This window comes from Polaribacter sejongensis (genome assembly GCF_038024065.1).
Lineage (GTDB): Bacteria > Bacteroidota > Bacteroidia > Flavobacteriales > Flavobacteriaceae > Polaribacter > Polaribacter sejongensis.
Map to the genome: position 1 here is coordinate 1,939,348 of NZ_CP150667.1, position 23,931 is coordinate 1,963,278.

The window sequence follows — 23,931 nt, forward strand, 5'->3', positions numbered from 1 at the left end:
TGGTTTTAGTGAAATTTATTTTCTCTAAACTTTAATATCTTATCAGCTTTAACACCAATAAAACACCAAAGAGTACAACGTAAAAAAACAATAAAAAACCTCTAAAAGACTAGAATAGAGGGTTACACTTGTACTACACTCCAAGTGTTTTAGGGACTTTTACGAAAAACAAAAAAAAAGTATGATATATTAATAAAATGTAAATTTCATCTCTTTAAATACCGAATTTAACAACTCGTCTAAAAAGACTATTGCAAGGATATAAACATAAAAAGAAGATTAATAAACACTTTTTGCTTAAGTTCATTTAAAAATGAAAGAGAGATTCTAAAACTAGAAATTGATAAAAATTAAATGCAAAAAGTATTTACATATTAGAAATCAAAAAAAAAGTAAAAAGTGAATTTTTAGTAAAATGATAAAAGAGGATAAGAATGCTCTTTTAAAAAAAATACAACTTATAGGTTTTTAAGCCACGTATAAATATTTATATTTTCTGGAATGTTTAATTTTTTACGAAGTCTGTACTTTTTCGTTTGCACTGTTTTTGGCTGAACATTCGTATAACTTGCAATATCTTTTGAAGAAAAATTAAGCCAAACCATGGCACACAAAGTTAATTCTGTATTTACTAGTTTAGGGTTATTCTCTAACAACTTCTCGCAAACATTTGGATATACTTCTTGAAAACGAACTAAAAAAGAAGAATCATTTTTTTTAGCTAACAAAATAACCTCATCAAAAGCAACATTTAATTTTTGCTTTAATTTTTTACTTTCAATATTCTTCTGGTTAATAATTTGCTCTTTTTCTTCAATTATTTTACGTCTCTTTTTTCTATAATTATAAACAATAAAAAGAACAACACTTAAAAAAAACGTTATAACTACTACAATAAGAGAATTGTATTTTTTTTCTTTTTTTTGATATTCCTTTTCTTGATCACTCAAGAAATTACCAATAACAACATCTATATTTTGATTATACCTTGCATTAATGCTGTCTGTAATTTTAGTATAACTTATAAGATATTTATGTGAATTATCTTCATCATTTAATTGCGAGTAAGTTTCAGAAATTAATTTATGAGACAATTTAACCTCTTCTATTTTCTTTATTTTTTTATAAATATTTAACGATTCCTTATATAAAACAATTGCTTTTTTATAATTTCCAATCGCTTTATTAAAATTAGCATCTGCATGTATAACAGTAGCTTTATAATATTCTGTAATATTATTATCGCCTAATATTAATACCTTACTTTTATCTAGGTATACTTTTGCTGAGTCAATATTTACATTTTCTTTTAAATAGTAATTTGCAACAACAGCATATTTAAAAGGATTTTCTTTAATTTTAATTGCTTTATGGAGGTAAACTAGCGTAGAATCCGTTTCGTATTGCGTATCTAAAAAAGCATCTGCCTTATTAATATACAAAAAAGACAGTAAATTCTGATCATATGATTTTAAATTTTTACAAATCTCAATACTTTTATCAAAACATTCAACAGCTTTTTTATTGATTTTTAATGCAGAGTAATTTCTACCATAGTTTGCTAAAACCCTTATTTTTAAATTATCATAGCCATCATCAAAAACGATATTATTTGCTAAATCTAAATATCTTAAACTTTCTAGATTCTCCCCAAAATTACATAAAACACTAGCAATTCTAATATAACCTAAAGCAATAGTTTCTTCATCATTATTTTTTTTAGCTTTTTCAACCAGCTTCATATTAAGTAACAGAACCTCTTCAAATAAACCTTTTCTTATTAAAGAAAACTCATACTCTTTAGATAATTTATCTATTGGTTTTTGCTCTTGAGCAAAAACCAATACAGATGAAATAACAAAAAAAAAGAATACCTTAAGATACTTATATTGCATTAAATAATATTTTCTATCTTTTTGCAAAAAAATTAAAATTATAAAGAATTATTAATTTGCCTTTCCTAACAATTCAATCCATTGATCAACATAATTAGTATTTCTAATACCATTAGAGTGTGCTTTTCTTCCTTTAGGAAAAGCTAAATCAAAAGCATAAATCTGATTCTCAGGAATTTTCATAGCCACATAACTCTCTTTAATTACTTTTGCCGCAGGTTCCTTTGCATGATAAGTTCCATACCAAAGGTTGGCAGGTGTTACACTTTTTGCAGCATACCAATCTGCTATTTTATTTTTAGCAGAATAATCCCAACCACCAGAAAAATCGATAACTCTAGCAACTAAATGTTCTTTTGCTATAAAAGCAGCCATTCCTCCTCCTTGAGATTGACCCGAAACAGCTATTTCACTCCATTTTGGTTTACCATCTTCTAAATAAGTATCCCAATTACCAGCTTTATCTGTTTTAGAAAGATAAATTAATAACTTAGTAAGCCTATTTACTATTGCGTCTTGAGGCTCATCATCTATTAATGAAAAGTCGTTATCACCATAAATACGCTGCTGTCTAAATTCTGATGTACATTTAGAATTGTCTGCTAAGTTTTCACCTTTACAAATTTGAGCCACAGCAGGTCTATTAATGTAAGATATATTAATAACATGATACCCTTGAGATACAGCTGTTGCAAAAAATCTTTTAGGACCATTTAGAGCTATACCTCCAGTTCCTGGCATAAAAAACAACAGTTTCCCTTGTTTTGCATCTGGGTTATAAACAACTAAATGAGGAGAATTTGATTCTTTAATAAGAGAATCTGTACTAGAAGGTTTAACTTCTAATACTTTATATTCTTTAGGGAACCCTGAAGAAGATTGAGCAAATGTAAAATTATAGCTAAGAAAAATAAAAGCTAGGGGTATTAAAAAGAACTTCATTATTTATTAATTTTAAATTAAATTTTAAATAGTTAAACAGGTTTTACTTTCTCTAAAAGATTTCATTTTTAATAAGATTTCCATCAAATTATAAATATGCGTTTTTACTAACAAAAACACATAATAAGGAGAATTTATTTAACGAATTAATTAATTCATTAAATTTTCTTTAGTAATTTTCCGTAAATATAGATAAAAATTACATTATCTATAATCTATTTTAATCTTTATTATAGAAACTTAGTCGGAATAATATTTTATAATGATTGTAAACAAAAAAAACTCCCTTTTATCAAAAAAAAGGAGTTTTAATCAATTTATAAATATTTTATTATTCTGCCAACATGTCTTTAGTAGCAACTGTTCTAAAACCAATATGATCTGAACCAGAATTAGGCTCCATACCCATTTTTGCTGAAATTCTAAAACTAGCACAATAAGATGCATGACATAAAAAAGAACCACCTTTCATAACATATTCAATTTGATACGGATTACTTGGTGTATACGATTTTTCTGCCCCTGTAGGGTTTGTTAAAACCACAGAAGGATCTAAAGTTTCATAATATTTTACATTAAATAAGTCTGAAGTCATTTCCCAAACATTACCAGCCATATCATACAAACCAATATTATTTGCAGGATAAGATCGTACAGGAGAGATATAATCAAACCCATCTTCAGAAATATTTTCTGTTGGAAATTTACCTTGCCATGTATTCGCATTTGCATCTAAATCTTCTGCTTTATTTCCCCAAGTAAAAATATTATCTTCAAATTTACCTTGTGCAGCAGATTCCCATTCCGCTTCAGTAGGCAACCTTCTATTAGCCCATTTGCAATATGCCAAAGCATCTTCTTGCGCAACATGTACAACCGGAAAATTATCTTGCCCTTCAATAGAGCTACCTGGACCTTCTGGTTGTTTCCAGTTTGCACCAATTTGCCACTTCCACCATTGTCCGTAATTCGCCATAGAAACAACTCCTTTAGCATGTTTATTAAAAATTAAACTTCCGGGTTGTAAAATTGAATCGGCAGGTTTTTCTGTTCCCGCAGGTAAATCTTTTTTTATTTCTTCCCAATCTATTGGTCTTTCTGCAACAGTAACATATTTAGTAGCTACTACAAACTCTCTAAATTGTTTATTTGTTACTTCATTTGCATCTATAAAAAAGCCATCTACCGCTACTTTATGAGCAGGTTTTTCTCGCGGCATTGCATATTGGTCTCCCTCTTTTGCTCCCATTAAAAAAGTCTTGGTAGAAACCCACACCATACCTTCTGGCGCTTTAACCTCTTGGGTTAAAATCTCACTTTCTACGGTTTCTTTTTTATCTTTTTCTGATTTTTTTTTATCACAACTACTAAAAAGAGCTGTTGATAATAGTACGGTAATTAATACTGTTTTCAAATTAAAATTCATCAATAATAAATTAAGATTGCACGCAAATATAGATAATCTATTGATGTTTATTCTTTTAATTCTAAATCTCTCAATTTAATTTAACATAAAATTATTGTTTAACAAAACAAAGAATTCGTTAAACAATTGTATATTTACATAAATATCAAAAGATTATGGCAAAAAAGAAAAATATTACAAAAGACAATTTAATATCTTGGTATATGGAATTTGTCTTAGAAAACAACCACCAACCAAAGTCTGTATATAGTTTTGCGAAAGAAAATAATTTTGATGAAGCTGATTTTTATAAATTCTATAGTTCTTTTGAAACTATTGAAGAAGCTATCTTTTCTGAATTTTTTAATCACACCATAACTGTTTTAGCTAAAAGTGAAGACTATGAAAACTTTGATGCAAGAAACAAATTACTCAGTTTTTATTTTACTTTTTTCGAAATACTAACAGCGAATAGAAGCTATGTTGTGTATGCATTAGAAAACAGCAAAAATGATTTTAAGAAACTAAAATCGCTAAAAAAATTACGAGAAAGCTACCTCAACTATGTTCAGAATATAGGCATAGAAAAAATAGATTTAAAGCACGAGAAACTAGAAAAAATTCAAGATAAATCAATTAAAGAATCTTCTTGGTTTCATTTATTAGTAACTATGAAGTTTTGGCTAGATGACGTTTCACCATCCTTTGAAAAAACCGACATTTTTATTGAAAAATCAATCAATGCTCGCTTTGACTTAATGGACATTAAACCCTTACAAAGCATTATAGATTTCGGGAAATTCATTTTAAAAGAAAAAGTAAACTTTAACTAAAAAGCTCATGAAAACAATAGATTCTATACCAACTTCCAAAATTCAGAGAGCTTCTAAACTAGTTACCACTGGTGCAAAAATTGGAGTTAATTATCTTAAATATTATGGAGATAAAATAACCAAAACAGAAGACGAAGCAAAAGCACGTTTAAACGAAAATAATGCTGAAGATATTTATGACGGTTTAAAAACGTTAAAAGGAAGTGCTTTAAAAGTAGCTCAGATGTTGAGTATGGAAAAAAGTATCTTACCACAGGCGTACGTAGAAAAGTTTTCTCTTTCGCAGTTCTCTGTACCGCCACTTTCCCCTGCCTTAGTTACCAAAACCTTTAAAAAGTATTTTGGAAAAGATCCGAATGAAATATATGACAAATTCAACACTGTTTCTATAAATGCAGCAAGTATTGGTCAGGTTCATAAAGCGGAAAAGGACGGAAAAGAACTAGCCGTAAAAATTCAATACCCAGGTGTTGCACAAAGTATTGCATCCGATTTAGCACTGGTAAAACCTATCGCTATTAAAATGTTTAATATTAGAGGTAAAGATTCTGATAAATATTTTAAAGAAGTAGAAAATAAATTGGTTGAAGAAACCAATTACATATTAGAGGTAGAACAAAGTCAGGCAATTGTTGCGGCTTGTAAACACATCCCTAATCTAAATTTTCCAAATTATTATCCAGAATTGTCATCAGACAGAATTATAACTATGGATTGGATGCATGGTGTTCATTTATCTGAATTTTACACAGACAACCAAGAAGTAGCTAATAGATTAGGACAAGCACTATGGGATTTTTACATGTTTCAGATTCACAAGTTAAAAAAAGTACATGCAGACCCACATCCTGGAAATTTTTTAATATCACCAGAAAACGAACTAATTGTCATTGATTTTGGCTGTATGAAAACCATTCCAGAGGACTTTTATGTTCCTTATTTCGAATTAGCTCAAAAAGAAAATATTAGCAACCCTACGTTTTTCGAAGAAAAATTATTTCAGTTAGAAATATTAAGAGAAGACGACTCAAAAGAAGAACTCGTGTTTTTTAGAGCTATGTTTCATGAAATGTTAAGTTTATTTACACAACCGTTTCATCAAGAAACTTTCGATTTTTCTGATGAAGTTTTCTTCGGTAAACTTTCTGACTTAGGAGCTAAATACGCAAAAAGTACAGAGCTAAAAGACATGAATGGAAACAGAGGATCTAAGCACTTTATTTATATTAATAGAACCTTTTTTGGCTTATACAATTTAATGCACGATTTAAAAGCAAAAGACATAAAAATCAATAATTTTAAATCGCTATAATAGCTTTATTCCCCCATAAGGGTCCCCCAAAACTAGAGCATCTATATAAAATAATCCTTATAACTAGTTGCTCTAGTTTTAAATTCCCCAACTTTATACTTTATTTTAAAGTCTACAATCACCCCCAAGAGATATTTATAAAAACATAAAAGAAAATGGTATCTTTACTATCAATCATATTTTTTAAAATAGTATTAAAGACGCACATACTACATCAACAAAATATCTAGAAGAGTTAAATATAAAAAGTAAATTGTTAGAAAACGATGGGTTAATCAATTACCTAAAGTGAATGTTGCCACAATTAATGGTTTAGACTGTTATTCTAAATCAAAATTAAAGAAACAATTAACTTATCAAAAACCTAAAAAAGAGACAAAATCTATGAAAATTCTTGTAACAGGTGCAACTGGCTATATAGGCAAACGTTTAATTCCGTTATTACTAAATGATGGACATACTATAATTTGCCCTGTAAGAGATAAAATAAGAGCTGAAAATTACTACAGAAATCAAAAAAACATTCAATTAGTTGAAGCTGATTTTTTAAACATAGACAGCCTCCTTAATATTACAAAAGACATAGACGCTGCTTATTATTTAATTCACTCCATGTCTAATTCCGCAAAAGAGTTTCATCTTTTAGAAGAAAAATGCGCACTCAATTTTAAACGTTTTTCAGAAACAACAAACATAAAACAAGTTATTTATTTAAGCGGAATAACCAATGACACTAAACTCTCTAAACATTTATTATCACGAAAAAACGTAGAGATTACACTAGCGTCAGACAAATACGCATTAACTACTTTTAAAGCAGGAATTATTGTTGGATCTGGAAGTTCTTCTTTTGAAATCATAAGAGACCTGGTAGAGAAATTACCCGCAATGATTGCTCCTAAATGGCTGAATACAAAAACACAACCCTTGGCCATTAGAGATGTTTTAACTTTTTTACACAAAGCATTAGATAAAAAGGAATTATTCAATACTTCTCACGATATTTTTGGCCCAGAAATTCTAACTTATAAAGAAATGTTACTGCAATTCGCAGAAGTTAGAAAACTAAAAAGGCACATTTTAACGGTGCCCATAATGACACCAAAATTATCTTCTTATTGGCTCTACTTTGTAACCTCTACTTCTTACAAATTAGCAAGCTCTTTAGTAAATTCTATGGGAGTAGAAGTTATTGGAAACAAAAGTAACATTAATGCTATTTTAGATGTAAACCCAATGTCTTACAAAGAGGCTGTGAAATTAGCATTTAAAAAAATTGAACAAAACAGCATTATTTCTAGTTGGAAAGATTCCTATATAAGTAGCGGAAAATTAAAAAACTTTGTTCACGAGTTTGTAAACGTCCCAGAGTATGGCTGCTTTAAAGACCATAAAGAAAGAGTTATAAACGATAAAAAAAGAACACTAGACAGAATCTGGGCAATTGGAGGAGAAACAGGCTGGTATTACGGAACTTTTCTATGGAAAATTCGTGGATTTTTAGATCAATTTTTTGGTGGCGCCGGTTTACGACGAGGTAGAAGGCATCCTACAGAATTAAATATCGGTGATGCTCTAGATTTCTGGAGGGTAATTTATGCTGACAAAGAAAAAGGAAAACTCCTACTCTATGCAGAAATGATAATGCCTGGTGAAGCTTGGTTAGAATTTAAAATTGATGAAGGTAAATTACACCAAACTGCAACATTTAGACCTCATGGTTTAGCAGGAAGACTCTATTGGTATGCTGTAATGCCTTTTCATTGGTTTGTTTTTAACGGTATGATTAACAATATTAACAAGTAAAATACCACAATAACTTATAAGTCAAAATCCTTATTAATCTGTATCGTTTATCAAGGACTAGACACATTTATCTATTTTCTATTCTAAAAGTTATTTGATCTTAAAGAATTTTATCAAAAAAGGCATATAAATTTAAAACAACAATCTTGTTTAATTTATTTGGTAAATCATTAAACATTTATTATATTTGAAATATAAATAACTGTTAATAGGAAATATAGTCCCCTAATTGCTTTTTTCAAAAACGGAAAAAGGAAATTTATTTTAATATGTTTATAGTATTTGATTGCTATAAACATATTAAAATAATAAAAAGTTAATTCTATGCAGCTATAAGATAAATCTATGCATTAAGCAATTAAACGGCATAGCTATTGATTGTATAATAGAAATAAACTGGATAGATAGAACCACGTTTGAAGCAATAAAACATCAATTTAACTTAAAAGAACAAGAAGTAATTGATTTAATGCGAAAAGAAACGAAGCCCAAAAGCTTTGTAATGTGGAGAAAAAGGGTTCAGGAAAGAAAAACAAAACATTTAAAGTTAAGAACTTTCCAAAAAGGAAGATTTAAATGTTCAATACAGAAAAATTAAATTATGGAGTTAATCAAAAAAGCATTAGAGTTTGAAACAAGAAAAATGAGATTTCCAACTACAAGTGACCGTGTTTTAGCAGCTAGAGAAGCAAAAGCTTTAATCTTAGACTTAAACGAGGTATATAAAAAGAATAAAGATTCTGAAATTATGGATATCATGAAACGTTTAACCCTTATTAAACAAAGAATAGAGAGACGTTTAAAGGGAAAACCGTTAACTGCATAATAATTATAGATTTCTCTTGTTTTTCTAACTTTTATAATTATATTCACAAAATTATAGATTAAAACAGAGAAACATAGCATGAATTTATTAGAAAGAGCGGAAGAGTTTGAACATAGAAAGTTCTCATTTAAAACAACTAGTGATAGAATTGTAGCTTCTAGAGAGGTAAAAGCCTTAATACTAGAGCTAAATGAAGTATATAAAGCAGAAAAAGATCTTGAAATAATGGATCAAATGAAGCGCCTTACAGCAGTTAAACAAAAAATTGAAAAGCGCTTGAAAGGAAGACCTTAAAAGCAAATGAATAAAATTTTAGTTATTGGCGGAAGTAAAGGAATTGGAAAAGCAATTATTGATAGCTTAATTGATGAAAACTCAATTATAAATATCAGTAGAACAGCTCCTTTACTTTCCCACACTAACCTTAATCACTTTACTTGTGATATTCTTACAGATGATTTACCTGAGATAGACGCAATAGACACCTTAATCTATTGCCCAGGAAGCATCAATTTAAAGCCAATTTCTAGACTAAAACTTACCGATTTCAGAGAAGACTTTGAAATTAATGTAATTGGAGCTGTAAAAGCAATTCAACATTATTTACCCGCATTAAAAAAAGGAAACAACCCCTCCATCTTACTATTTAGCACGGTAGCTGCTAAATTAGGAATGCCTTTTCACGCAAGTGTAGCTACTGCAAAATCTGCCGTAGAAGGATTAACAAAATCGTTAGGAGCAGAATTGGCACCACTAATTCGCGTAAACGCCATTGCCCCAACAGTAACAGATACAGAGTTAGCCTCTAAGTTATTGCGCAATGAAAGAATGATTGAAAACATAAAAGAACGACACCCTCTAAAAAAATATTTAGCCCCAAAAGAAGTTGCAGACCTAGCTTCTTATTTAATATCTGAAAAAGCAGGTGCTATATCTGGTCAAATTTTTGAATTAGACTGCGGAATTGTCAGTTTTAAAATATAATTAAAATCAGAATTAAATGAATATTTACAATATAGAGATTAATAGTCTCCAGAATACCCCTATTCTTTTGTCAGATTTTAAAGGCAAATATATTCTTTTTGTAAACGTAGCTTCTAAATGCGGATTTACACCGCAATACAAAGATTTAGAAGAGTTGCATAAAACTTATAACGACAAAATAGTTGTAATTGGAGTTCCTTGTAATCAGTTTGGAAAACAAGAACCAGGATCTTTTTCTGAAATTGAAGAATTTTGCGAAGTTAATTATGGTGTCTCCTTTTTAATTACAGAAAAAATTGATGTAAAAGGAAAAAATCAAAATCCACTATATACATGGCTAACATCTAAGAAGTTCAATAATAAAAAAAACTCTACCGTAAAATGGAATTTTCAAAAATATTTAGTTTCACCAGAAGGAGAATTAGTTGATTATTATTTTTCAATTACAAAACCTTTGAGTTCAAAAATAATAAAACACTTAAAATCATAAAATAGGTTTGACTTATTTAAAAAGAAAAGTGAGATAGAAAAGTTGTAAGAATCTTACAAGAAATTAATGGAAGAAGCTTTTAAACTACAAGCTATTATTAGAACAAATAGCGACAAAAATTATTCAGAAGCAGATAACATCCTAAAAAAAAATGAGTCTTTAAAATCTAAATAATTTATTCTATGAAACAAGTAAAGCTTACACTATTATTTTTAGTAATCAATTTTGGTGCTTTAGCCATTGGAAGTTGGTTAATGAATAACGGACCACTTTCCGATTGGTACACCAACCTAAACCAAGCTCCTTGGACACCACCTGGAATTGTATTTGGTATTGCCTGGACTTTTATTATGATTTGTTTTTCTATCTTTTTAGGTAAACAATTTACAACCAATTACAATTCAAAAATACTTTCCGTTTTTATAATTCAATTTATTTTAAACGTTAGCTGGAACTACATTTTCTTCAATCAACATTTAGTTTTAATTGGTTTGATATCGATTGTATTACTCACAGCAACATTATTTTATTATTTTTTTAAATTAAGTAATAAAACAGGCGGCTATAAATATTTACTATTGCCATACATGATTTGGCTTTGTATTGCAACCTCATTAAATCTCTACATTCTAATTCATAATTAACATGAAAATATACACATTCCACAGAAAACAAAAACTACCAATTACACTAGAAGAGGCTTGGAAGTTTTTATCGAGCCCAAAAAATTTAAAAGTAATTACGCCTACTTATATGAGTTTTGATATTCTTTCGGGAGCAGAAAAACCAATGTTTGCTGGTCAGATTATACAATATATTGTTACCCCAATTCTTGGGATAAAAACAAAATGGGTTACCGAAATTACGCACGTAAAAGAAAACGAATACTTTGTAGATGAACAACGTTTTGGACCGTATGCATTATGGCATCACAAACATTTTATCAAAGAAATTGAAGGTGGCGTAGAAATGGAAGACATTATAGACTATAAAGTTCCTATGGGAATTTTAGGTCAAATAGCACATCCTATACTAGTAGAACCCAAATTAGAGGAAATTTTTGAGTACAGACAAAAGAAATTAATTGAACTTTTTGGACAATACTACCCGCCAATTAAATAGATTTTTTCTGTTTTACAGAAATTAAATAATTATAATAAATGAAGACAGAGATAAACATTTTTTGGTTTAGAAGAGATTTACGGTTAGATGATAATTGCGGATTATATCATGCCTTAAAATCAGGTAAAAAAGTACTTCCAATTTTTATTTTTGATGAAGAAATTTTAAGTAAATTAAAGAAAGATGATGCACGTGTTTCTTTTATTTATCAGGAAATAGCGCATATTCATGAAAAATTAGTTGAAATAGGGAGTGTTTTAGAGGTTTATCAAGGAAAGCCTAAAGAAATTTACAACTCATTATCAGAAAAGTACAGCATCGATACCGTATTCACAAATCATGATTATGAACCGTATGCGATAAAAAGAGATTTAGAGATTAAGGAATTTCTTACATCAAAAAACATCAATTTTAAAACATTTAAAGACCAAGTAATTTTTGAAAGAAATGAAATTGTAAAAAAAGACGGTACACCGTATAAAGTTTACACACCCTTTTCTAAAAAATGGTTAGAAGCGTTTCACAATAAGGGAATTCAGTTTTATCCTTCAGAAACATTGCTAGAGAATTTTATCAAAAGTAAAAACCAACCTATTTTAAAATTAGAAGCTATTGGTTTTATAAAATCTGCCATAAAAGTTGCTTCCTACAAAGTATCTTCTAAATTAATTGATACGTATGAAGAAACCAGAAACTTCCCTGCAAAAGACAGTACTTCTAAATTAGGTACTCATTTACGTTTTGGTACCGTGAGTATCCGTAAAATGGTTGACGAAGCATCAAAAAGCAACAACATTACTTTCTTAAAAGAATTGATTTGGCGCGAGTTTTTTATGCAGATTTTATGGCATTTTCCACACACCGTTAAAGAGAGTTTTAAACCAAAATACGATAGAATTCTTTGGAGAAATAACGAAGACGAATTTAAAGCATGGTGCAAAGGTGAAACAGGTTATCCGTTAGTAGATGCAGGCATGAAAGAATTAAACCAAACAGGTTTTATGCACAACAGAATTAGAATGTTGGTAGGTAGTTTTCTTTGCAAACATCTATTGATAGATTGGAGATGGGGAGAAGCTTATTTTGCAGAAAAATTACACGATTACGAACAAGCCAGCAACATAGGTAATTGGCAATGGGTTGCAGGTACTGGAGTGGATGCCTCGCCTTACTTTAGAATCTTTAACCCCACCACTCAAATTAAAAAATTTGATAAAGATTTAAATTATATCAAAAAATGGGTTCCAGACTTTCAAGAACTCACATATCCTGCTCCTATTGTAGAACATAAATCTGCTAGAGAACGTTGTTTAACCACCTATAAAAAAGCATTGGTAGATTTCTAGTTGTTCTTACAATTTTTTTTATCAAATTTAAATATAAAAGAAAGCAACATATAAAATATAAATACGTTTTTTACTTATAAAATAGAAAAATATCTATTCAATATTCTTCAATTTTATGTAAAATTATTCTTGTTTTAAAGGCTTCAATGTAAATTGAAGCTTTTTTATTAAAAAAAATGAAATTTAATTTGGTAGTAACTAAAAATAGTCTTTAATTTGCGCTCTCAAAATAAAAGCCGATGTAGCTCAGCTGGCTAGAGCAGCTGATTTGTAATCAGCAGGTCGTGGGTTCGAGTCCCTCCATCGGCTCAATTTATTAAAAAGTCTCAAAAATTAATTTTTGAGACTTTTTTTATGTAAAACACTAAAAATCAGTCTAAATAATAATTTAATTTTTATTTTAAAAAATGCAGCTAATTAAAAACAGCTCTATTATTTTAAAATAGAAGCTATTTAAGATTAAATAAATCCTAAATATTTGTAAATTCTTTATTATTTTAGACAATTAATTATCTTAATCATAATTATATGCTCATTATTGGAATTGCCGGAGGTACAGGAAGTGGAAAAACTACGGTTGTAAATCAAATAATTAAACAACTACCTACAGGTGAGGTTTGTGTAATTTCTCAAGATTCATACTATAACGAAACCGTAAACTTATCTTATGAAGAAAGATCAAAAATTAATTTTGATCATCCAAGAGCCATCGATTTTGATTTAATTGTTAAGCATTTAAAAAAATTAAGATTAGGAAAAACAATAGAACAACCTGTTTATTCTTTCGTAACACACAACAGAACTACAGACACTATTAAAACACATCCTAGAAAAGTGGTTATAGTAGAAGGTATTTTAATTTTAAACAATGAAGCATTAAGAGATTTGTTTGACATAAAAATATTTGTGCATGCAGATACAGACGAGCGCTTAATTAGAAGAATTAGAAGAGATATTACAGAAAGAGGAAGAGACATTGACGAAGTTTTAAATAGGTATCAAGATACTTTAAAACCAATGCACCTTCAATTTATTGAGCCAACTAAAAATTTTGCAGATATTATTATTCCTAATAATAAACACAACACCGTAGCAATTGATGTTGTTAGAACAGTAATTAACGATCGTTTATAATCTAATTATGACTTTTAGCACGTTTAAAAATAATAAGGCAGTAAAGATTCTAACAAACGTTTTTGTTTTAATCTTAATTCCATTTTTAATTTGGATGTTCTTTTTTGACGAAAATTCCTATTTAGCACATAGAAAATTCGATAATGAAATTAAAGACTTAGAAAGTACAATTTCATTTTATCAAAAGAAAATAGCAGAAGACAAAGCCACCATAAAAAAACTACAAGACTCTATTCAATTAGAACGTTTTGCAAGAGAAAAGTATTTAATGAAAAAAGAAAATGAAGAAATTTATTTAATAGAATTTGATACCATAAAATAAGAAATGAAAAATTCTCTTTTTGATGATTTTCTAAAAACTACACCAGCTGCTTGGAAAAATAAAATTCAAGTAGACTTAAAAGGTGCAGATTATAATGACACGTTGTTATGGAAAACTCAAGAAGGTATTGTTGTAAAGCCATTTTATACACAAGAAGATAGATCTAGTCTTAAAATAAAAACTCCAAAAAAAGGATTTAATATTTGTGAAACTATTTTTGTTGATGATGAAAAAATAGCTAACTCACTAGCTATAGATGCTTTAAAAAGAGGTGCCAACTCGGTTCAATTTATTGCATATAAAAATTTCGATTATAGAAAACTACTTCTTAATATTGATGTAAAATCTATTTTCATTTACTTTCAGTTTCATTTTTTAGAGGACACCTTTCAGTTAGAAGTTTCTAAATTTGTAAATTCAGAAAAAACATATTTTCAAACAGATATAATAGGTAACTTAGCGGAAACAGGTAATTGGTTTTTTAATTTAAAAGAAGATTTTATAAAGCTAGAGAGAATTCAGAAAAATGCTACAAATTGCATTGCTATTTCTGGAGATCTATATCAAAATTGCGGAGCAACAATTACACAACAATTAGCTTATACGCTAGCGCATGCAAATGAATATCTAAATAAGTTTGGAAATACTGTTGCAGAAAAATTAAGTTTTTCTTTTTCTGTAGGAAGTAATTATTTTTTTGAGATTGCAAAATTAAGAGCTTTTAGAATTTTATGGTCTGCACTTATAAAAGAATATGAAATTGCGGATTTAGAAGCTCATATTTTTGTGCAACCAAGTTTAAGAAACAAAACTATTTATGATTATAATGTGAACTTATTAAGAACAACATCAGAATGTATGAGCGCTATTTTAGGTGGATCAAATACAATTTCTAATGTTTCTTACGATGCCATTTATCATAAATCTAACGAATTCGGAAATCGTATTTCAAGAAATCAATTATTAATATTACAACAAGAAAGTTACTTAGCAGAAGCTCAATGTTTTGCCGAAGGTTCTTATTATATAGAATCAATAACACAACAATTAGCAGAAAACGCATTAACTCTTTTTAAGCAAATAGAAAAAAGTGGCGGTTTTTTAAAACAATTAAAGACCGGCATCATTCAGAAAAAAATTAAAGAAAGTGCTTTAAAAGAAGAAAATAGTTTCATTCAAAAAGAAATTATACTTTTAGGTACAAATTTGCAACAAAATAAGGAAGATAAAATGCAACAAGATTTAGAATTGTATCCTTTTGTTAAGCAAAGAAATATAAAAACACTAGTCCCCCCATTAACTAGAAAACGGCTTTCAGAATCATTAGAAAAGGATCGGTTACATTCTGAAAAAAGTATAGAAGAAAATAAAAATGGATAAAAACAAAGAAATTCTACTTAAACAGAAAAAACAAAATGAGCTAAAACTTGAGATTCAACAATTAAAAAAGAAACTTCCTTCACTTATAATCGGATTTATTTTTTTAGTTACTGTAAGTCTATATTTTTTGGAAGATAAGTTTTATCATTTTTTTAGAAACAGTGTTAACTTTATATTTAGCACCGTTATGCTATTGTGTGTATTCTCTTTAGCTTTTATCTTAAAGAACTATATTAAAATTAAGAAAAGACAAAAAAAAGTAAAAAATATTGGAGTTGAATTATATAAATTAATGAAACTAGACGAGGGCAGCCCTAAAAATGAGTAGAAAAAATTTACAAAATATAAAACTCAAAAATACAGACGTTAACACAAAACCTTCTTTTAATCAAGAAGGTTTTGCTGCTGGTATTGCTCCTAATTTACGAGGTCCCTATGCTACTATGTACGTTAGAAGACCTTGGACAATTAGACAGTATGCTGGTTTTTCTACGGCAGAAGAAAGCAATGCTTTTTATCTAAAAAATTTAGAAGCAGGTCAAAAAGGATTGTCTGTTGCTTTTGACTTAGCAACGCATAGAGGCTATGACTCAGATCACGAACGAGTACAAGGTGATGTTGGTAAAGCTGGTGTTGCCATAGACTCTGTAGAGGATATGAAAATTCTATTTGACAAAATTCCGTTAGATAAGATGTCTGTTTCTATGACTATGAATGGTGCTGTTTTACCCATTTTAGCTTTTTATATTGTTGCCGCAGAAGAACAAGGTGTTTCTTTAGAACAATTATCTGGTACTATCCAAAATGATATTCTAAAAGAGTTTATGGTTAGAAATACATACATCTACCCTCCTGCTCCTTCCATGAAAATTATTGCTGATATTTTTAAATTTACAAGCAGTAAAATGCCAAAATTTAATTCCATATCTATTTCTGGTTACCACATGCAAGAAGCCGGTGCTACAGCAGAAATAGAATTGGCATATACATTAGCAGACGGTTTAGAATATATTAGAAAAGGAATTGAAGCAGGCATGGAAATAGATGCTTTTGCCCCAAGACTTTCTTTCTTTTGGGCAATTGGCATGGATCATTTTACTGAAATTGCAAAATTACGAGCTGCAAGAATGTTATGGGCAAAAATTGTAAAACAATTTAATCCTAAAAACCCAAAATCTTTAGCTTTAAGAACACATTGCCAAACAAGCGGTTGGTCTTTAACAGCACAAGATCCTTTTAACAACGTAGCAAGAACAACCATAGAAGCTATGGCTGCTGCTTTTGGTGGCACACAAAGTTTACACACCAATGCTTTAGATGAAGCCATTGCTTTACCTACAGAATTTTCTGCAAGAATAGCTAGAAATACACAAATACACTTACAACAAGAAACATATATAACCAAAACGGTAGATCCTTGGGCAGGAAGTTATCATGTAGAAAAGTTAACCGAAGATTTAGCAAATAAAGCTTGGGAGCTAATTAGCGAGGTAGAAGAACTTGGTGGCATAACAAAAGCCATTGAAAAAGGAATTCCTAAAATGCGTATTGAAGAAGCTGCAGCTATTAAACAAGCAAAAATAGACAGTGAAAAAGACGTAATTGTAGGAGTTAATAAATATCAGTTAAAAAAAGAAGATTCTCTACAAATTTTAGAGGTTGATAATGAAGCTGTACGAAATTCTCAAATTAAAAGATTAAATCATCTAAAAAAGACAAGAGATAATTCAGCTGTTAAAAACTCTTTAGACGCGTTAATAGAATCGGCAAAATCTGGAGAAGGAAACCTATTAGACTTAGCAGTTAAAGCAGCTAAAAACAGAGCAACTCTAGGTGAAATTTCTGATGCTTTAGAACTCGTTTTTGGGAGACACAAAGCAATTCACAAAACAATTTCTGGAGTATATAGTAAAGAAATAAAAGACGATCAACTCTATAAGAGAGCAGCAGATTTATCAGATAAATTTGCAGAGTTAGATGGGCGACGCCCTAGAATTATGATTGCCAAATTAGGTCAGGATGGACACGATAGAGGAGCAAAAGTTGTAGCCACTGGTTATGCTGATTTAGGTTTTGATGTAGATATTGGTCCATTATTTCAAACACCACAAGAAGCAACAAAACAAGCGATAGAAAATGATGTCCATATTTTAGGAATCTCCTCTTTAGCGGCAGGGCATAAAACCTTAGTTCCACAAGTTATATCCGAATTAAAAAAATACGGGCGAGAAGACATTATGGTTATTGTTGGTGGCGTTGTACCTATACAAGACTATCCCTTTTTATTAGAAGCTGGTGCTGCTGGTATCTTTGGCCCTGGAACTAAAATTGCACAAGCTGCCATTGACTTACTAACTATTTTAATTGAAAGTACAGCCGAATAAAAACCCTTTTTTACATAAATAAGTTTTCTTTATTCGAAACATTTTCTTTCGGAATCTCATTAAAGAATTCTGCTGCTTCGGTGCTCGATGCTCCTCCGTAAGACGCTAAAAAAGTTCCTTTCTCATCATCTTTTGTTACCACAACATATAATATAGACATATCTGCAGGATTACTCATTCCTTCAAATCGATGTTCTGCAACAATAAAAATTTCAGTAGGCTTGTACTTACTTTTTGTATTGTTATCAATTAACGCTCCATCTACCACTCTATAATTACTGGTATACCCTTTTTCCTGGTATTTTTTTATTATTTCTAATTCATTTTTATCGTTATTCATTTTATATATAATTTAGGTTCATCACAAAATAAAAGAAATTACATAGAAAAGAGTACTGCAAACCATTTAGATTTTAACTCAAATCAAAAACTCTAATGCACTCTTTTTTCTACGATACGAGTTAATCTAATAGCTACACAATCTTGATCTTTGTAAAAAACATAAACTATGGCAATCTTAGGAAATATTATAAAAGGAATTATCAATTTAACTGATACACTTTCATCAGAAACAAATCACATCGAAGCTCAAAAAGAAGTTTTACAAAACTTACTTGAAACAGCCAAAGAAACTCAATTTGGTGAAGCTTATAATTTTGAATCCATTCTATTAAGTGATGATTTACAAACCTCCTTTGCTAATAAAGTTCCTTTTTTCGATTATAATTCACTGAACAACAAATGGTGGTACAAAATCCATAATGGAGAAGAAAATGTAACTTGGACTGGTAGTCCGTCTTATTTTGCTTTAAGTTCTGGTACCACCGGAAAAACGAGTAAAAGAATTCCGGTTACAGATGAAATGATTGCTGCTATAAAAAGTTCTGGAATCAAACAAGTTACTTCTTTAAACAACTTTGATTTACCTGTAGATTTCTTCGAGAAAGACATTATGATGTTAGGAAGCTCTACGGATTTAGATGAGAAAGACGATCACTTTGAAGGAGAAATAAGTGGAATTAGTGCTAGTAATATTCCTTTTTGGTTTAAAGGTTATTACAAACCCGGAGAAGAAATTGCCAAGATTGAAGATTGGGACGAGCGCGTACAACATATTGCAGAAAATGCTAAATCATGGGATATTGGTGCTTTAAGCGGAATACCTTCTTGGATAGAGTTAATGATGCAGAAAGTGATTGATTTTCATCATTTAGAAAACATTCATGAAATTTGGCCAAATCTTCAAGTGTACACTTCTGGTGGAGTTGCTTTTGGTCCTTATGAAAAAAGCTTTAAAGCCTTATTAGGAAAACCCGTTACGGTTATAGACACTTATTTGGCTTCCGAAGGATACATCGCTACACAAGTAAGACCAGAAACCGATGCAATGCAGTTAAATACCGAGAATGGTATTTATTTTGAATTTGTTCCTATGAATCCTGATTATATAAATGAGGATGGATCTATCAAACAAAACGCACCTTCTTTAACTTTAGAGCAAGTTGAAACAGACACCGATTATATTTTAATTATAAGTACCGTAAGTGGTGCTTGGCGTTATTTAATAGGTGATACCATTAAATTTACAGATGTAGAAAAGGCTGAAATTAAGATTACAGGACGTACTAAATTCTTCTTAAATACTGTTGGATCTCAATTATCCGTTAATAAAATGGATGATGCTATTAAGCATATAGAAGAAAAATTCTCTACAACTATCACAGAGTATACCATTTGTGCAAAACGATTCGAAGATGGTGAATTTTATCATTCTTGGTATTTAGGTTCCGATTTAAAAGGTGACAATGATAAAATTGCAACTGCTTTAGATGATTTTCTAAAAGAAGCAAATAATAATTATAAAGTTGCAAGAAGCAAAGCATTAAAAGGTGTTAAGGTTGCCGTAATTCCTGTTGAAACATTTCATAATTGGAATGATAATAACAAGAAAAAAGGTGGACAAGTAAAAATGGAACGTGTAATGAAAGAAGAAAAATTTGCCGACTGGGAAAAATTTGTTCAAAAAGCATAATTCAAAAAAACTAAAATTAACTTTTAAACTTACTAAAATGAAAACTTCAGATATCATCATAAAATCTTTAGAGAATGAAGGCGTAGAATATATTTTTGGCTTACCTGGTGAAGAAAATTTAGACCTTCTAGAATCCATCAGAAAATCTGATAAAATAAAATTAATACTTACCAGACACGAACAAGGAGCTGGCTTTATGGCAGCAACTTATGGCAGACTTACAGGAAAACCTGGAGTTTGCATGTCTACATTAGGCCCCGGAGCAACCAATTTAATGACGCCTGCAGCTTACGCACAATTGGGCGCAATGCCAATGGTAATGCTTACCGGGCAAAAACCAATAAAAGAAAGCAAACAAGGTAAGTTTCAAATTGTAGACATTTTAGAGATGATGCAACCACTTACAAAGTTTTCTAAACAAATAACCTATGGTAAAAATGCAAGTGCAATTATTAGAGAAGCATTTAGAGTTTCTCAAGAAGAAAGACCAGGTGCTGTACATATAGAAATTCCGGAAGATGTTTGTAAAGAAATCGTTGAGAATCCGCAATGTTTTAATGTGAATAGCGCTAAAATTCCATCAGCAAATACAAGTTCCATCTTAGAAGCAAAAGAGATGATTCTTTCAGCAAAAAAACCTTTATTATTAATTGGTGCTGGTGCTAATAGAAAAAGAGCCAGTGAAGCTTTAACTAATTTTGTAGATCAATTAGGAATTCCTTTTTTTAATACACAAATGGGAAAAGGAATTATTGACGAAAGGAATCCGCTTTATTTAGGAACTGCCGCATTATCTTCAAACGATTTTTTACATGAAGCCATAGAAGCAGCAGATTTAATTATAAATGTTGGTCATGATACGATTGAAAAACCTCCGTTTGTTATGAATGCTGATGAAAAAAGAAAAGTGATTCATATTAACTTTTTTGCTGCAGAAGTTCACGAGGTTTATTTCCCTCAATTAAATGTAATTGGAGATATTGCTACAAGTATTCATCAATTAACAAAAAAGTTAGCATCGAATGCAAAAAAATGGAATCTTGACTTTTTTCTAAAAGTGAAAGACAATGTATTGTGCCATCTCTCTAAATACAAAGATGACAATCGCTTCCCAATGCTACCGCAACGTTTGGTAGAAATTACAAGAAACGTTTTACCCGAAGACGGAATTGTAACTTTAGACAACGGAATTTATAAAATATGGTTTGCTAGAAACTATCCTGCTTATGCTCAAAACACTTTACTTTTAGACAACGCTTTGGCAACAATGGGTGCAGGTTTTCCTTCAGCAATTATGGCAAAAGAATTATATCCTCACAAAAAAGTTGTTTCTGTAAATGGTGATGGTGGTTTTATGATGAATTCTCAGGAATTAGAAACTGCTGTTCGAATGGATTTAGATTTGGTTATTATTATTTTGAATGATAACGCATACGGAATGATTGAATGGAAACAAGAAGGAGAAGGATTCCCTAAATTTGGACTAGAATATAAAAACCCAGATTTTGTAAAATATGCAGAAAGTTTTGGAGCTATTGGACACAGACCTTCATCAGTATCTGAGTTCGAAGAAACCTTAACAAAAACATTAAATTTAAAAGGAGTACATGTAATTGATTTAGCCGTAGATTATTCATTAAATCATGAAATATTAAATGTATTACTAAGTGAAAATTCTAAAAAATAAAATTATGAAAACAATCACCACTATAAATCCTGCCACAGAGGAAGAAATTACAACTTATAACAGAATTTCAGAAAAAACAACAAAAGAAAAAGTAGCAAAAGCAAATGAGGCTTATAAATCTTGGAAAAAAACAAGTTTAGAAGAACGCTCTAAGTTGATGCACAAACTTGCTGATATCTTTGACAATAACAAAGAGAAATACGCACAATTAGCCACCCAAGAAATGGGAAAAGTAATTGAACAATCTCGTAAAGAAATAGAAAAATGTGCTTTAATATGTAGATATTATGCAGATAACATCACAGAATTATTAGCCGATAAAATAGTAGAAACAGAAGCAAGTAAAAGTTATGTAACATTTCAGCCCTTAGGAGTTACTTTGGCCATAATGCCATGGAATTTCCCTTTTTACCAAGTAGTTCGTTTTGCTGCTCCAGCAGTAATGACAGGGAACACTGGAGTTTTAAAACACGCGTCTAACGTACAAGGTTGTGCATTTGCTTTAGAAGAGGCGTTTTCAGAAGCAGGTTTCCCAGAAGGAGTTTTTACAAACTTAAATGTGGCATCAGATGCTATAGAAGCAATTATTGAAGATAAAAACATTGTTGCAGTAACCTTAACAGGAAGTGAACCCGCAGGACGTGCTGTTGCTAAAACTGCAGGAGAAAATTTAAAAAAGACCGTTTTAGAATTAGGTGGAAGTGATGCTTACATTGTTTTAGAAGACGTGGATTTAGAGAAGGCGACCGACATGGCTACTTTTGGACGATTACAAAATAACGGACAAACCTGTATTGCTGCAAAGCGTTTTATTGTTTTAGAAGAAATTTATGACGATTTCTTAAAACTATTCACTAAAAAAATGAAAGCCGCAAAAATGGGAGCTCCTACAGACGAAGATGTTTATTACGGACCTTTGGCACGTATAGATTTAAGGAACGAAATTCATGAACAGGTAGAAAAAACAGTTCAACAAGGTGGAAAGTTAATTTTGGGTGGAAAAATTCCTGATAGAAAAGGAGCTTATTATCCTGCCACAATTTTAGCCAATCTAAAACCTGGCATGACGGCTTTTGATGAAGAACTTTTTGGGCCAGTAGCTTCTGTTATCAAAGCAAAAAATGAAGAGGAAGCAATTGAACTTGCAAATAATTCATCTTTTGGTTTGGGTTCTGGTGTACTTACGGGTAATTCTAAAAGAGGAGAAAAAATTGCTTTGCAATTAGAGGCAGGAAACAGTTTTGTAAATAAACTAGTCACCTCAGACCCAAGATTGCCTTTTGGTGGTATTAAAAATAGTGGTTATGGTAGGGAGCTTTCTAGCTACGGAATTAGAGAATTTGTAAATACAAAGTCTATTTGGATAGATTAATTTTTCTAAAATTGAATAAAAGTAAAAACCATCACAAATTAGTGATGGTTTTTACTTTTACTTTAAGAATACTTATTTTATATTTTCTAAATTTTCATCTAATTTATTTCGATCATCCACCAACACCATAATTTCTTCTGGAGATAAATAATATCTTTTAATCCGATTTTTATATGCTTCTGAAATATCAGCATGATTTAAAATAAAATTCTTTGTTTTTATAATGTACAATTCCATTTTGTGCTTTACAGCAAAACCATCTGCGGCTCTTTCTGCTTCAACAATATGATTATCCGAAAACAAGTATTTAAGTCCGAACCAAATTAAATTTAACTTGCTTCTATTTTGATAATCCATAATATGCCCTAACTCGTGACCAATCCAACCAATAAAAATATCTTTTGGAATATCTCGTGTAGAAAATTCCTTATCAGAAATTTTAAATTTTTCACTAATCAAAATTAAAAATTTTCTATTTTTTTTCAATTTAAAAAAACTATCAAAAGTAGGTCTTGCCTGCATGGTAGATTTTTTAATATTCTTTTTAAATTTAAACTCAATGTGTATATTTTTTAACTGCGGATAGTAATTTAGCGCAGTTTCTACTTCATCTTTTATGGTTTTAGGAATTACATGATATTTAGGCATAAACTTTATGA

24 protein-coding genes, 1 tRNA gene and 1 pseudogene are annotated in these 23,931 nt (G+C 30.1%); 21 read left to right on the forward strand and 5 right to left on the reverse strand.

Translation table 11 applies throughout. The features are described from left to right. Positions 1-458: 458 nt before the first annotated feature. From WHD08_RS08040 to WHD08_RS08050, 3 genes are all read right to left on the reverse strand, one after another. Positions 459-1,895, reverse strand: a complete 1,437-nt coding sequence (locus WHD08_RS08040) for a transcriptional regulator (RefSeq protein WP_165732950.1) — start codon at positions 1,893-1,895, stop codon at positions 459-461. A gap of 51 nt (positions 1,896-1,946) precedes the next feature. Then, a complete protein-coding gene (locus WHD08_RS08045) occupies positions 1,947-2,837 on the reverse strand; it encodes a BPSS1187 family protein (RefSeq protein ID WP_165732951.1) in 891 nt (296 codons plus the stop codon). A 331-nt stretch (positions 2,838-3,168) separates the two neighbouring features. Continuing rightward, positions 3,169-4,263 carry a formylglycine-generating enzyme family protein gene (locus WHD08_RS08050; RefSeq protein ID WP_208888593.1) on the reverse strand — a complete coding sequence of 365 codons (1,095 nt, stop codon included), beginning with the start codon at positions 4,261-4,263 and terminating at the stop codon, positions 3,169-3,171. 155 nt (positions 4,264-4,418) lie between these two features. Here WHD08_RS08050 and WHD08_RS08055 point away from each other — a divergent pair, with 155 nt between their 5' ends. The 18 genes and pseudogenes from WHD08_RS08055 to scpA all read left to right on the forward strand — a co-directional run bounded on the left by WHD08_RS08055 (position 4,419) and on the right by scpA (position 18,181). Beyond that, on the forward strand, positions 4,419-5,075 hold the full coding sequence (locus tag WHD08_RS08055) for a TetR family transcriptional regulator C-terminal domain-containing protein (protein WP_208888592.1): 657 nt from the start codon (positions 4,419-4,421) through the stop codon (positions 5,073-5,075). Between the two features lie 7 nt (positions 5,076-5,082). After that, positions 5,083-6,387, forward strand: coding sequence for an ABC1 kinase family protein (locus WHD08_RS08060; protein WP_208888591.1), 1,305 nt, complete (start codon positions 5,083-5,085; stop codon positions 6,385-6,387). A 384-nt stretch (positions 6,388-6,771) separates the two neighbouring features. After that, positions 6,772-8,193, forward strand: coding sequence for an SDR family oxidoreductase (locus WHD08_RS08065; RefSeq protein ID WP_208888590.1), 1,422 nt, complete (start codon positions 6,772-6,774; stop codon positions 8,191-8,193). A 349-nt stretch (positions 8,194-8,542) separates the two neighbouring features. After that, a complete protein-coding gene (locus WHD08_RS08070; RefSeq protein ID WP_208891213.1) occupies positions 8,543-8,791 on the forward strand; it encodes a TIGR03643 family protein in 249 nt (82 codons plus the stop codon). 3 nt (positions 8,792-8,794) lie between these two features. Further along, positions 8,795-9,019 carry a hypothetical protein gene (locus WHD08_RS08075; RefSeq protein WP_165732956.1) on the forward strand — a complete coding sequence of 75 codons (225 nt, stop codon included), beginning with the start codon at positions 8,795-8,797 and terminating at the stop codon, positions 9,017-9,019. 78 nt (positions 9,020-9,097) lie between these two features. Continuing rightward, on the forward strand, positions 9,098-9,313 hold the full coding sequence (locus tag WHD08_RS08080; RefSeq protein ID WP_068448590.1) for a hypothetical protein: 216 nt from the start codon (positions 9,098-9,100) through the stop codon (positions 9,311-9,313). 6 nt (positions 9,314-9,319) lie between these two features. Then, positions 9,320-10,003, forward strand: a complete 684-nt coding sequence (locus WHD08_RS08085) for an SDR family NAD(P)-dependent oxidoreductase (RefSeq protein WP_208888589.1) — start codon at positions 9,320-9,322, stop codon at positions 10,001-10,003. 16 nt (positions 10,004-10,019) lie between these two features. Continuing rightward, on the forward strand, positions 10,020-10,493 hold the full coding sequence (locus WHD08_RS08090; RefSeq protein WP_165732958.1) for a glutathione peroxidase: 474 nt from the start codon (positions 10,020-10,022) through the stop codon (positions 10,491-10,493). A 60-nt stretch (positions 10,494-10,553) separates the two neighbouring features. Then, positions 10,554-10,667: pseudogene (locus tag WHD08_RS08095) on the forward strand (hypothetical protein); the annotation flags it as partial. Between the two features lie 8 nt (positions 10,668-10,675). Continuing rightward, the gene (locus tag WHD08_RS08100; protein WP_165732959.1) at positions 10,676-11,137 is read left to right on the forward strand and encodes a TspO/MBR family protein; all 462 of its coding nucleotides are present in this window, start codon (positions 10,676-10,678) and stop codon (positions 11,135-11,137) included. Position 11,138: 1 nt separating this feature from the next. Continuing rightward, positions 11,139-11,615, forward strand: a complete 477-nt coding sequence (locus WHD08_RS08105) for an SRPBCC family protein (protein ID WP_165732960.1) — start codon at positions 11,139-11,141, stop codon at positions 11,613-11,615. A 38-nt stretch (positions 11,616-11,653) separates the two neighbouring features. Continuing rightward, positions 11,654-12,961: a cryptochrome/photolyase family protein gene (locus WHD08_RS08110; RefSeq protein WP_208888588.1), complete on the forward strand. Its 1,308-nt coding sequence runs from the start codon at positions 11,654-11,656 to the stop codon at positions 12,959-12,961. 235 nt (positions 12,962-13,196) lie between these two features. Next, positions 13,197-13,270: transfer RNA gene (locus WHD08_RS08115), tRNA-Thr, on the forward strand. Between the two features lie 219 nt (positions 13,271-13,489). Next, positions 13,490-14,095, forward strand: coding sequence for a uridine kinase (udk, locus tag WHD08_RS08120; protein WP_165732962.1), 606 nt, complete (start codon positions 13,490-13,492; stop codon positions 14,093-14,095). A 7-nt stretch (positions 14,096-14,102) separates the two neighbouring features. After that, positions 14,103-14,417: an FtsB family cell division protein gene (locus WHD08_RS08125; protein WP_165732963.1), complete on the forward strand. Its 315-nt coding sequence runs from the start codon at positions 14,103-14,105 to the stop codon at positions 14,415-14,417. 3 nt (positions 14,418-14,420) lie between these two features. Further along, positions 14,421-15,797: a methylmalonyl-CoA mutase subunit beta gene (locus WHD08_RS08130; protein ID WP_208888587.1), complete on the forward strand. Its 1,377-nt coding sequence runs from the start codon at positions 14,421-14,423 to the stop codon at positions 15,795-15,797. Then, positions 15,790-16,125 (forward strand): hypothetical protein, encoded by a 336-nt coding sequence (locus WHD08_RS08135; protein WP_208888586.1) that lies wholly within the window; start codon positions 15,790-15,792, stop codon positions 16,123-16,125. Before WHD08_RS08130 ends, WHD08_RS08135 begins: the two co-directional genes overlap by 8 nt. Continuing rightward, positions 16,118-18,181, forward strand: coding sequence for a methylmalonyl-CoA mutase (gene scpA / locus WHD08_RS08140; protein WP_208888585.1), 2,064 nt, complete (start codon positions 16,118-16,120; stop codon positions 18,179-18,181). The genes WHD08_RS08135 and scpA overlap by 8 nt, the downstream gene beginning before the upstream one ends. A gap of 10 nt (positions 18,182-18,191) precedes the next feature. Here scpA and WHD08_RS08145 read toward each other — a convergent pair whose 3' ends face one another. After that, on the reverse strand, positions 18,192-18,521 hold the full coding sequence (locus tag WHD08_RS08145; RefSeq protein ID WP_208888584.1) for a hypothetical protein: 330 nt from the start codon (positions 18,519-18,521) through the stop codon (positions 18,192-18,194). A gap of 168 nt (positions 18,522-18,689) precedes the next feature. On the opposite strand from WHD08_RS08145, the gene WHD08_RS08150 reads away from it, so the two are divergent. From WHD08_RS08150 to WHD08_RS08160, 3 genes are read left to right on the forward strand one after another with little or no spacing between them, the layout of a single operon-like run. Next, entirely contained in the window at positions 18,690-20,213 is a 1,524-nt protein-coding gene (locus WHD08_RS08150) for a GH3 family domain-containing protein (RefSeq protein ID WP_208888583.1), read from the forward strand. A 37-nt stretch (positions 20,214-20,250) separates the two neighbouring features. Then, positions 20,251-21,900, forward strand: a complete 1,650-nt coding sequence (locus WHD08_RS08155) for an acetolactate synthase large subunit (RefSeq protein ID WP_208888582.1) — start codon at positions 20,251-20,253, stop codon at positions 21,898-21,900. 4 nt (positions 21,901-21,904) lie between these two features. Next, entirely contained in the window at positions 21,905-23,272 is a 1,368-nt protein-coding gene (locus tag WHD08_RS08160; RefSeq protein WP_208888581.1) for an NAD-dependent succinate-semialdehyde dehydrogenase, read from the forward strand. A 72-nt stretch (positions 23,273-23,344) separates the two neighbouring features. Here the strand turns inward: WHD08_RS08160 and WHD08_RS08165 are convergent, their stop codons facing one another. Next, the gene (locus WHD08_RS08165) at positions 23,345-23,920 is read right to left on the reverse strand and encodes a hypothetical protein (protein ID WP_208888580.1); all 576 of its coding nucleotides are present in this window, start codon (positions 23,918-23,920) and stop codon (positions 23,345-23,347) included. Positions 23,921-23,931 lie beyond the last annotated feature (11 nt).